General features: G+C 63.3%; 7 protein-coding genes and 1 pseudogene. 5 read left to right on the forward strand and 3 right to left on the reverse strand.

The window, feature by feature from the left end; genetic code table 11:
- Position 1 precedes the first annotated feature (1 nt).
- The 5 genes and pseudogenes from phnL to B3849_RS09125 all read left to right on the forward strand — a co-directional run bounded on the left by phnL (position 2) and on the right by B3849_RS09125 (position 5729).
- Complete coding sequence (gene phnL, locus B3849_RS09105) at positions 2 to 685, forward strand: phosphonate C-P lyase system protein PhnL (protein ID WP_278424841.1); 684 nt, start codon at positions 2 to 4, stop codon at positions 683 to 685.
- Positions 682 to 1257: a phosphonate metabolism protein/1,5-bisphosphokinase (PRPP-forming) PhnN gene (phnN, locus tag B3849_RS09110; protein ID WP_278424842.1), complete on the forward strand. Its 576-nt coding sequence runs from the start codon at positions 682 to 684 to the stop codon at positions 1255 to 1257. The genes phnL and phnN overlap by 4 nt, the downstream gene beginning before the upstream one ends.
- Positions 1254 to 2396, forward strand: a complete 1143-nt coding sequence (locus B3849_RS09115; RefSeq protein WP_278424843.1) for an alpha-D-ribose 1-methylphosphonate 5-triphosphate diphosphatase — start codon at positions 1254 to 1256, stop codon at positions 2394 to 2396. Before phnN ends, B3849_RS09115 begins: the two co-directional genes overlap by 4 nt.
- 181 nt (positions 2397 to 2577) lie before the next feature.
- Positions 2578 to 3627, forward strand: a complete 1050-nt coding sequence (locus tag B3849_RS09120; RefSeq protein WP_278424844.1) for a HesA/MoeB/ThiF family protein — start codon at positions 2578 to 2580, stop codon at positions 3625 to 3627.
- Between the two features lie 87 nt (positions 3628 to 3714).
- Positions 3715 to 5729 (forward strand): annotated as a pseudogene (locus tag B3849_RS09125) (M3 family metallopeptidase).
- Positions 5730 to 5843: 114 nt separating this feature from the next.
- Here the strand turns inward: B3849_RS09125 and B3849_RS09130 are convergent.
- The 3 genes from B3849_RS09130 to B3849_RS09140 form a co-directional block, all read right to left on the reverse strand.
- A complete protein-coding gene (locus B3849_RS09130; protein ID WP_278424846.1) occupies positions 5844 to 6776 on the reverse strand; it encodes a 2-hydroxyacid dehydrogenase in 933 nt (310 codons plus the stop codon).
- A gap of 7 nt (positions 6777 to 6783) precedes the next feature.
- Positions 6784 to 7923 carry a rod shape-determining protein RodA gene (rodA, locus tag B3849_RS09135; RefSeq protein ID WP_005851324.1) on the reverse strand — a complete coding sequence of 380 codons (1140 nt, stop codon included), beginning with the start codon at positions 7921 to 7923 and terminating at the stop codon, positions 6784 to 6786.
- A partial coding sequence (locus B3849_RS09140; RefSeq protein WP_286780038.1) for a penicillin-binding transpeptidase domain-containing protein occupies positions 7920 to 8799 on the reverse strand: 880 nt, incomplete at its 5' end. The genes rodA and B3849_RS09140, both read right to left, overlap by 4 nt.

Here is an 8799-nt window from a genome sequence, read left to right on the forward strand (position 1 = left end):
GATGATTACTGTTGAAAACGTGTCGAAATCCTTTGTGTTGCACAATCAGGGGGCTGCCGAAATCTCTGTTATGGCGGGGGCGTCGCTGTCGGTGGCACAGGGGGAGTGTATTGCTTTGGTCGGGGCCTCGGGCGCAGGTAAATCGACCCTGATGCGGATGATTTACGGCAATTACCTGACCCAGTCGGGGCGCATTATGGTGGGCGATCTGGATGTCGTGACCGCGGCTCCAAGGCAGGTGATCCAGCTGCGCCGCACCACATTGGGCTATGTCAGCCAGTTCCTGCGGGTTGTGCCACGGGTATCGACGCTGGACGTGGTGGCAGAGCCGCTGATGGCCACCGGATCGGACCGCGCCACTGCCGAAGCGCAGGCGAAAACCCTGTTGCAGAGACTGAACATACCCGAACGTCTGTGGCAGCTGAGCCCCACGACCTTCTCGGGCGGAGAGCAGCAGCGCGTCAATATCGCACGCGGTTTTGCCTACCCCTATCCCGCGCTATTGCTGGATGAACCGACCGCCAGCCTTGACCCCGTGAACCGCGCCACCGTGCTAAAGATGATCGCAGAGGCGAAGGCGCGTGGCGTTGCCATCATCGGGATTTTCCACGACCACGCCGCGCGCGACGAAATTTGCGACCGGCAGTTTGACGTGACCCGGTTCACCCCGGGGCTTGCCGCATGACGGGGCGGTTCATTGCAGTCGTCGGGCCTTCTGGTGTGGGGAAAGACAGCGTGATGGAGGGGCTGGCCGCGGCGGACCCGTCGCTTTGCCTTGCGCGGCGCGTGATCTCGCGGCCCGCAACCCTTGGCGGAGAAGCATTCGACGGCGTGTCGGAACGTGCCTTCAGGAAGGCAGAGGATGACGGTGCGTTTATCCTCAGCTGGCATGCGCATGGTTGGCACTACGGCATCCCGCAGTCCGTCGCGCTGGAGGTGGCGCAGGGGCGCGATGTGCTGGTGAACCTGTCGCGGGCCGTCCTGCCACAGGCACAGGCTCTCTTTGCGCGGTTTTGCGTGATCTTGCTGCGGGCGGATCGTGACATCCTCGCTGCCCGTCTGACGGCGCGCAACCGCGAAGACACAGCCGAGATAGAGCGCCGTCTGGCCCGTGCGGATTTCGCGATGCCCCTCGGTATTCCCCATCAGGTGATCGACAACAGCGGCCCCTTGGCGCAGACCATTGCCACGATACGCCAGCACCTTTCCCAGACAGCCTGCGACGCTGGCCAGTCCAATCAGAAGATGATGCCATGACCCAAGAGACAATTTTCGCCAACGCCCGCCTGATCCTGCGGGATCGCGTCGAAACCGGAACGCTCCGCATCGCAGACGGGGTAATCACCGACATCGATTTCGGCAGCGCCGTGCCCAAAGGCGCGCAGGACATGCAGGGCGACTACATCGCGCCCGGTCTGGTCGAATTGCACACCGATAATCTGGAACGGCATATGTCGCCGCGCCCCAAGGTCGACTGGCCGCACCGCGCGGCCATCCTCGCCCATGACCGTGAACTGGCGGGCACCGGCATCACCACCGTGTTCGATGCGATCCGCGTCGGGTCGATGATCTCGGCTGAGCACCAGTACCAGAGATATGCGCGCGGCATGGTCGATACCATTCTGGCGATGCGCGCCGCCGGAGCCCTGCGGATCAGCCACCACATCCACCTGCGGGCCGAGATCTGTTCGGAAACGCTGGCCGAAGAGCTGGCCGAATTCGGCCCAGAGGATCGCGTTGGCATCGTCTCGATGATGGACCACACGCCGGGTCAGCGTCAGTTCCGCGATCTGTCGAAATTCGAGGCCTATGTGCGCGGCAAACACAGCTTTGATGCCGCCGCCTTCCAGCGTCATGTGGACACACTGTACGATGTGCAAAAGCAATATGGCAAAACCCACGAGGCCGCGACCGTTGCGGCAGCCACCCGATATGGCGCAGCGCTTGCCAGCCACGACGACACCACCGCAGAGCAGGTCGAGACGAGCCACCGCTACGGCGTCCGGCTTGCCGAGTTTCCCACCACGATCGAGGCGGCGCATAGCTGTCATGCCAATGGGATCGCGACCATCATGGGCGCGCCCAACGTCATTCGCGGCGGGTCGCATTCGGGCAATGTCGCCGCCCTTGATCTGGCGAAGGCGGACCGGCTGGATATCCTGTCGTCCGACTACGTGCCCGCGGGCCTGTTGATCGCGGCATTGCAACTGGGGGATCTGTGGGGGGATCTGGCGCGCGGGCTGGCGACGGTCACCCACGCGCCTGCACAAAGCGTGGGGCTGACGGACCGCGGCACGATAGAGGTCGGCGCACGCGGCGATGTGATCCGGTTTGCGCGGCTCGACGGCTTGCCGATCCTGCGCGAGACATGGGTCGAAGGGCAGCGCGTCTTTTGACCTGATGCAGCGGCGCGACGCTTGCGGCGCTCTGGCGGGCGGGGCGTAGCTTTGGGGTTGGTGTCGGCAGAAAAATGCTTAGGTTGCCGCTTTAGGGTCTGAACACCCGGAAACAAAGCGGGGGCCTTATGCGCCAATCATTCATGCAACCACATCCCTATGTCACAGGCGGAGGCGTCTGATGCTGTTGGTGCTGGGACTGGCCGCGTTGATCTGGGGCGCGGGGGCTGCGTTCGGCCAGCCGCGCGAACGGCGCGTCGTGGTGTTGGGCATGCTGTTTGGTCTGGTGATCGGGTTGAACCTCTTGCTGCCCCAAGCGCACCCCTTGCGCGTGGCGACGGGTGGCTCGGCAGCTCCGTGGCTGCTGCTGACGGGATTTCTGCTGCTGATCTTTGGCTATAGCTGGGTGTTGAACCGCCTGCGCGCCCGCGCCGAACCGGTGGCCGCACCGACGCCCGCCGCGCAAACTGGCACATTTTCGGAAACGGAGCTGAACCGCTATGCCCGCCACATCGTGCTGCGCGAGGTCGGCGGACCGGGGCAGAAGGCGCTGAAGCAGGCGCGGGTGCTGGTCATTGGCGCAGGTGGGCTTGGCGCGCCGGTGCTGCAATACCTGACGGCGGCTGGTGTCGGCACGATTGGTGTGATCGACGACGACGTGGTCGAGAATGCCAATCTGCAACGGCAAGTGATCCACAAGGACAGCGCCATCGGCACGCCCAAGGTCTTTTCAGCGCAGGCCGAGATGGAGGCGCAGAACCCCTTTGTCACCGTGCGCCCCTATCACCGCCGCCTGACGGAAGACATCGCGGCAGAGCTTTTCGCCGATTACGATCTGGTGCTGGACGGCACGGATAATTTCGACACGCGCTATCTGGTGAACCGCACCTGTGTCGCGGCCGGTTTGCCGCTGATCTCGGGGGCGCTGTCGCAATGGGAAGGACAGCTGAGCATCTTTGACCCCTCCAAGAGCGCGCCATGCTACCAGTGCATCTTCCCGCAGGCCCCGGCGGCCCATCTTGCCCCCAGCTGTGCGCAGGCCGGGGTGATCGGCCCCTTGCCCGGCGTGATCGGCGCGATGATGGCATCCGAGGCGATCAAACTGATCACCGGTGCCGGTGCCCCGCTGCGTGGTCAAATGCTGATGTATGATGCGCTCTACGGCGAGAACCGCGTGATCGGCGTCTCCAAACGGGACGACTGTCCGATCTGCGGGAACGCGGGCGACTAGACGACCCGTCATGGTGGCTTGGTGCGCGGGTATTGCGATTGTATTGCCCCGCCGCAGTGCATAGCTTGATCCGTAAAGGAGACCGCCATGACAAACCCTTTGCTACAGGATTGGGACACCCCGTTTCAGATCGCCCCTTTCGACAAGATTTCCGACGATGATTTCGCCCCCGCGCTGGACGAGGCCCTGCAGACGCACCGGATGGAGATCGACGCCATCGCCGACTGCGAATACGATCCGACGTTTTCCAACACGATCGAGGCGCTCGAGGAAGCAGGCAGCCAGCTGGACCGCGTGTTGGGCGTGTTCTTCACCGTCGCAGGGGCCGACAGCAACCCCACGCGCGAAGACCTGCAGCGCAAATTCTCGCCGCTGCTCTCTGCGCATTTCTCTGACATCTCAAGCAACAAGGCGCTGTTTGCGCGCGTGGCCTCCGTCTGGGAAAATCGCGACAGTTTTGATCTGACGCCCGAACAGGCACGGGTGTTGATGCTGACCCACCGCGGCTTTGTGCGCGCAGGCGCGGCGCTGGAGGGTGCGGATGATGCGCGGATGAAAGAGATCAAGAACCGGCTGGCGGTGCTGGGGACACAGTTCACCCAGAACCTGCTGGCGGATGAACGCAGGTGGTTCATGCCATTGGAGGAATCCGATCTGGAAGGGCTGCCCGACTTTGTCATCGATGCCGCCCGTGCGGCGGGCGAGGAGAATGAGGCAGGCGGGCCGGTCATTACCCTTTCGCGGTCATTGATCACACCGTTCCTGCAATTCTCGCCGCGCCGCGATCTGCGCGAAAAGGCGTTTCTCGCCTGGCAGTCCCGCGGGGCCAATGGCGGCGATACCGATAACCGCGCCATCGCTGCCGAGATCCTCGCCCTGCGCGAGGAACGGGCCAAGCTTCTGGGCTATGACAATTTCGCGGCTTACAAGCTGGAAACAGAGATGGCGAAAACACCCAAAGCGGTGCGCCAGCTGCTGATGGATGTCTGGACCCCGGCAAAACGCCAAGCGCAGGCGGACGCCGAGGTGCTGACCCGTATGATGCATGACGATGGCGTGAACGCCGATCTGGCCCCGTGGGACTGGCGCTACTATGCGCAGAAACGGCGCGTGGCAGAGCATGATCTGGATGAAGCCGCGTTGAAACCGTATTTCCAGCTGGACCGGATGATCGACGCGGCCTTCGACTGCGCTACGCGATTGTTCGCTCTCGAATTCAAACCCCTCGACGTGCCGCTCTATCACCCCGATTGTCGCGCGTGGGAAGTGACCCGCAACGGCGAACATGTGGCGGTGTTCATCGGTGACTACTTTGCACGCGGATCGAAACGGTCGGGCGCGTGGTGCAGCGCCATGCGGTCTCAGGCAAATTCCCCGACGTGCAGTCGCCCGTCGTGATCAACGTGTGCAACTTTGCCAAAGCCGCGCCTGCGCTGCTGTCCTATGATGATGCACGCACGCTGTTTCATGAATTTGGCCATGCGCTGCACCAGATGCTGTCGGATGTGACCTACGAATCCGTGAGCGGCACATCGGTCGCGCGTGACTTTGTCGAACTACCGAGCCAGTTGTTCGAACATTGGCTCGAAGTGCCCGACGTGCTCAGCCAATTTGCCACCCATGCCAAAACAGGCGACCCCATGCCGCCCGAGATGCTGGAAAAGGTGCTGGGGGCCGCGAATTTCGACATGGGGTTCGCCACGGTCGAATATGTCGCCTCTGCGCTGGTCGACCTCGAATTCCACGACGGTGCGGCACCTGCCGATCCGATGGAGAAACAGGCGCAGGTGCTGGCCGATCTGGGCATTCCACCCGCGATCACCATGCGCCACGCCACGCCGCAGTTTGCCCATGTCTTTTCCGGCGACGGCTATTCCAGCGGCTACTATAGCTACATGTAGTCCGAAGTGATGGACGCAGACGCCTTCGCCGCCTTTGAAGAGGCCGGCAGCGCCTTTGATCCCGACCGCGCCGCCGCGCTAGAGCAGCACATCCTGTCCACCGGCGGCAGTCAGGACGCGGCGGAACTGTACAAGGCGTTCCGTGGCCGGTTGCCGGGGGTAGAGGCTTTGCTGAAGGGGCGCGGCCTGACAGCGGGCTGAGCGCCCGCGGCTGGCCTGCCTTCGGCGAGAGTTTAAGAGGCAAAATGAAGGGGCGCGCGGCTTCAGCTTCATTTTGCCAAATAAACTCATATCCCGCCCTCGATACGGGGCGGGTCAGTAGCCTTTGGCGCGATCCACCAGATGCAGGAAATCCTCGCCTGCTTCGCCGCGGCGGATGTTTTCGACGATGGCCTGTGCAGCAGTTGTCGCGCGGGTCTCGGCAGCGATGTGGGGTGTGACGGTGACTTTGGGATGCGCCCAATAGGGGTGGTCTGCGGGCAGGGGTTCGACACGGAACACATCCAGCGTAGCATGGGCGATCTGGCCGCTGTCGAGCGCCGCCAGCAGCGCGTCGTCATCGATCAGCGCGCCGCGGCCCGGGTTGATGATACAGGCACCAGCGGGCATTTGCGCCAGCGTCTCGGCATTCAGCGTGTTTTCGGTATCTGGCGTGTTGGGCAGCAGCAGCACCGCGATCTCGGCACGGCGCAGGGCATCTGCGCGCCCGGCGTCCCCATGCAGGCAGGTGACGCCCGCGATGTCCTTGGGGCTGCGCGACCAGCCGGTGACGTTGAACCCCAGATAGACCAGAGTTTCCGCCACCGCCGCGCCCAAGGCCCCCAGACCCAGAATAGTGACCTGTCGTTCCTGTGCCAGCGGCGGGGTGCGCGGGGTCCAATCGGTGTCCGTTTTGCGAATGTCCGTGTCCAGCCCCAGATGATAGCGCATCACATGGCCCGTGACCCATTCCACCATCCCCTTGGTCAGCCCCGGGTCCACCATCCGCGCCAGAGGAATCTTCAGCGTCTGGTTATTGGTGATGTTTTCCACCCCCGCCCAGAGGTTCAGCACCGCCTTGGCCCGCGTGTAGGGCGTGAAATCCTGCAAGGGGCTGTTGGGGGCATAGACGATGTAGTCCACGTCCTGCGGGGCGATGTCCGTTGATAGGTGAGCCGCGATCCCCGCGGCATCAAGCGCTTGGCGCAGCGGCGTTTCATACGTCACCCAGCGTTCGGGGCGCGCGGCGAAAAGGATATTGAGAGGCATGGGCTTCCTATCTGGGGCGGTGGACATGGGCCGATTGTACAAGGCCAAAAGCCAGCAGCAACACCAGCATCGCCGACCCGCCATAGCTGACCAGCGGCAAGGGGACCCCGACAACGGGCGCCAGCCCCATTACCATCGACATGTTCACCGCGAAGAACAAAAAGAAGTTCAGCGCGATGCCAAGGGTCAGCAGCGACGAGAAACGGTCCTTGTTGATCAGCGCCGCCGCGACGCAGAAGACGATGATCAGCGCATAGAGACCCAGCAGGGAGAACCCGCCGACAAAGCCGAACTCCTCGGCCAAGGTGGTAAAGATGAAGTCCGTGTGTTTTTCGGGCAGGAAGTTCAGGCGCGACTGGGTGCCTTGCATGAACCCGCGCCCCGTCCAGCCGCCGGAGCCGAGCGCGATCTTGGATTGTGTGATGTGATACCCTGCGCCCAACGGGTCGGTGCTGGGATCGATAAACGTGTCAATGCGCCGGAACTGGTAATCCTTGATCAGCTGCCACGGCGTGCCGCGGGACTGGAACACCGCCGTCACCAGTCCGACGGCGCCGGTGATGACCACGGCGAAATAGCCCCAGTGCACTCCGGCCAGAAACATCAGCCCTCCGCCCGCTGCCATCAGCAGGATCGCGGTGCCCAGGTCGGGCTGTTTCAGCACCAGTGCCGTGGGTATCAGGATCAGCAGGACCGGCAGCAGCACCCAAAGCGGGCGCGAGGTTTTCTTGGGCGGGAGCCAGTCGTAATAGGCGGCCAGCATCATCACCAGCGTGATCTTCATCAGTTCGGAGGGTTGCAGGCGAAACGATCCGATCTCGATCCAGCGCTGCGCGCCCATACCGACAGCGCCGAAAAGCTCTACCCCGATCAGCAGGATCACGGTCCCGAAATAGGCCACGCCTGCAAGGTTTCGCCAAAGCCAGATCGGCACCATCCCCGCGGCGATCATCAGCGCGATGCCAAGGGCAAAGCGTTTCATCTGCGGCTCGGCCCAGGGGGTAAAGCTGCCACCGGCCACGGAGTAGAGCATCAGGAACCCCACCCCCGAAACAGCGGCCAGCAGGATGGTCAGCGGCCAGTTCAGGTGCAGGATCTTGGCAAAGCCCGTGGGGACATGTTTGACCGTATATTCAAGGTAGCTCATGCTTGGTCTTTCCCGCTGAAGTCCGCTTGGGGCTGGATCGCGCGCAGGGCTTTTTGCTGCTCGGCGATGCGGCCGCGGTCGGCGGTGGGGTAGGCCTCTAGCGGCGGTTCGCCGCCATAGATCGCTTGCAGTATGACATCGCGGGCGATGGGGGCTGCTGCGGTCGATCCGCCGCCGCCGTGTTCCACCAGCACCGATACCGCATAGCGTGGCTTGTCATAGGGGGCGAAGGCGACAAACAGCGCGTGGTCGCGGCGCTCCCAGGGCAGGTCCTCGTTGCGGCTGACCCCGCGCGCGCGTTCGGCCGCGGTGATGTTGCGCACCTGGCTGGTGCCGCTTTTGCCGGCCATGCGCACACCCTCGGCGATGACGCGCGACCGGTAGCCGGTGCCGCGTCGGTCGTTTACCACCGAATACATGCCCTTGCGCACCTGCCGCATGTTGTTTTCGTTCATGCCCAAAGGCTCGCCCGCGCCGCTGGGTTGTTCGACACCGTCAATAGATTTGATCAGCCGCGGGACCACGGCGCGGTTGGTGGCGATCCGCGCGGTCATCACCGCCAGTTGCAGCGGCGAACTGAGGGTGAAGCCTTGCCCGATAGAGGCATTAACCGTGTCGCCGATCACCCATGAATCGCCCTTGGTCGCTTGCTTCCACTCTTTCGTGGGGGCCAGACCGGCGGCGACCGAGGACAGCGGCAGGTCGTGCTTCCAGCCGAGTCCAAAGCGGTTCGCCATGGCCGAGATTTTCTCGATCCCGACTTTCATCGCCAGATCATAGTAATAGACGTCGCAGGATTGCTTGAGCGAGTTCTCGAGGTCGATCCAGCCGTGACCTGCGCGTTTCCAGCAGTGGAAACGGCGACCGCCGACCTCT

The organism is Sulfitobacter sp. UBA4523 (genome assembly GCF_002388305.1).
Classification (GTDB): Bacteria; Pseudomonadota; Alphaproteobacteria; order Rhodobacterales; family Rhodobacteraceae; genus Sulfitobacter; species Sulfitobacter pontiacus.